Raw genomic sequence first — 2,062 nt, 5'->3', positions numbered from 1 at the left:
GGCACCTTTTTTCTCGATGCCGGCGGCCCGGATATAGCCGCTCACGGCATTCGTGATACCGTTCGGCTGCAACCCGTCGAGACCGTCCATTGCTACGAACAGTGACTGGATGTCCGGGGTGACCAGCAGTTGCGGGCGAACCTGTTGCTGATAGAACCGGAGCCAGTTTAAGGCCCGTTCGCCGAGGGGCAATACCCGGTCTTTATTCCCCTTGCCCTGCCGGATGGTCACSGTTTTGCGTGACCCGTCAATGCTGTAGATATCGAGCCGGGCCGCTTCACTGCGTCGTATCCCYGTTGACCAGAGCAGCTCCATCAGGGCCCGGTCGCGCGCGCCCTGCAACGTATTTGGGTCAGGCAGCGACAGGATATGCTCGATTTCATCAATGCTCAGGATATACCGCGGCAGGCGTTTTTCTTCCCGCGGCAACTCAATGTCCGCTGCCGGGTTCGCCAGTATCAGGTTCTGTTTCGTCAGCCATTTGAACCACACCTGTAACGGCTGCAACTGCGTGCGCTGGGTACGGATACTCAGCGGCTCTCCGTTGGTCTTGCGGTACTGGTACAGGTAGCGCTGGTAACGCTCCAGTATCGGCCGCGTGATATCTGCGGCATAGTACAGGCCCCGGTCCGTGGCCCACAGGATAAAGTGATAGGTGTGATGGGTCTGCACTTTCAGCGTGGTTTCCGACCAGTTCCGTTCCTGCCGCCAGGCCACGAAGCGCAGCAGCAGTGCATACAGGCTTTTTGGGTCATGCGCCGGCCCTACAGGCTGACGGTAGACGTCATTAACGGTCAGGAGACTTCCTTTGCGCGGTTTACGGTTTGCCATGATTGACCTCCGGTTGAGATTGAGGGGCGGGCGCAGACAAGGGGCGCGTTTTCTTTTTTCCTTTTATCACGGTGTCTTCCGTTACCCCGACTTGCGGTACGCTGAACCCGTGTTCTGCCTGCCCTGATGGGGATTTTTTCACCCCAGACTTAGCCCGGACCTGGCCCAGACTTGAGGCAGGCTTGCGTTCATTTAAGTCAGACTTGCTTTCATGACCTGTCGGGACGGCTGCCGGCGGTTTATTCCTGTCGGGTACAGGCAATGCGTCTCCGTGATTATTTTCCCTGATAACAGCGTTTTCATCTGCCCGGACTTGTGCCCCCGCTGGCTCTTGTGTTGTCCGGGCTGACGCGGGTTTTTCTTCCCCAGACTCAGGCCAGACTTGCCCCGGACTTGGGGAAGACTTACGACCTTCCGGGTCAGACTTGCGTTCACTGCTGGCGGTTTCTGAGTCCGCTTCTCCGACATCCAGCAGGCCGCACAGGTGGGCTGCGCCATTGTCTTCTCCGTCCCACAGCAGTTCATAATGCAGCAGGTGCCCCCGGCTGCCGCCATGCAACAGCAGGTATTCCATTTCCGTCAGCCGTTGACAGTGGTTTTTGAGCTGGCTGTCGCTCCAGTGGGTAAAGGCGCGGATATCCCGCCGGGTAAAGCGGACTTCGTTTGGCTGGCAGTGCTGGCGCTGCGCGATGTGGCCGACCATCTCCTGTATCAGCAGCAACAGCTTGCGGGTCTGCGGCGGCATTTCATCCAGCGTGCGACCCAGCACCTCATGCGCCAGCCGGTTGGCCAGAGCAATGTCCGCTTTCGTGACCTCGATATATTCAATCACTTGCCCGCGATGCGTCGTTTTCTTCACCTCCCGCTGGTACTGGTGCAGCAACGCAATGGCCTGTATCAAGGTGAGGTATTTCATGTGGTCGCGCCGCATCCGGGTTTTGTCTGACAGGAACGTCAGTTGGTGGGCGTAAGGATTGACCACTTTCAGCGGCCTTAACAGGCGCTGGGCGTTCTGGTGTAACTGCGTCAGATAGCCTTTCTCCGAGTCAGCCAGCAACCCGGCCAGCGTCTGGCGGTGCCGCTGCATGGCGTGGATAGCCTGCGTCTGCTCGCGCGATTCGTTGACCGTCAGCACCAGACAGCGGTTCAGCAGCTCTTCATCCACATCAATGGCGGTGGTCGTTAACATCAGCATCACCGGACCCTGTACTTTGTACTCCCGCGTCACCAG

At 58.5% G+C, this 2,062-nt stretch carries 1 protein-coding gene and 1 pseudogene; both read right to left on the bottom strand.

What is annotated here, in order from left to right:
• A partial coding sequence (gene xerC / locus D3222_RS24275; RefSeq protein ID WP_118988327.1) for a site-specific tyrosine recombinase XerC occupies positions 1-831 on the bottom strand: 831 nt, incomplete at its 3' end.
• Positions 818-2,062 (bottom strand): annotated as a pseudogene (locus D3222_RS24270) (DNA primase); the annotation flags it as partial. The pseudogene D3222_RS24270 and the gene xerC, both read right to left, overlap by 14 nt.

This window comes from Photorhabdus sp. CRCIA-P01, from assembly GCF_003545805.1.
Taxonomy (GTDB): Bacteria; Pseudomonadota; Gammaproteobacteria; order Enterobacterales; family Enterobacteriaceae; genus Photorhabdus; species Photorhabdus antumapuensis.
Note: the sequence above shows the minus strand (reverse complement) of the source record. Positions and strands in the feature narration are given on the sequence as shown.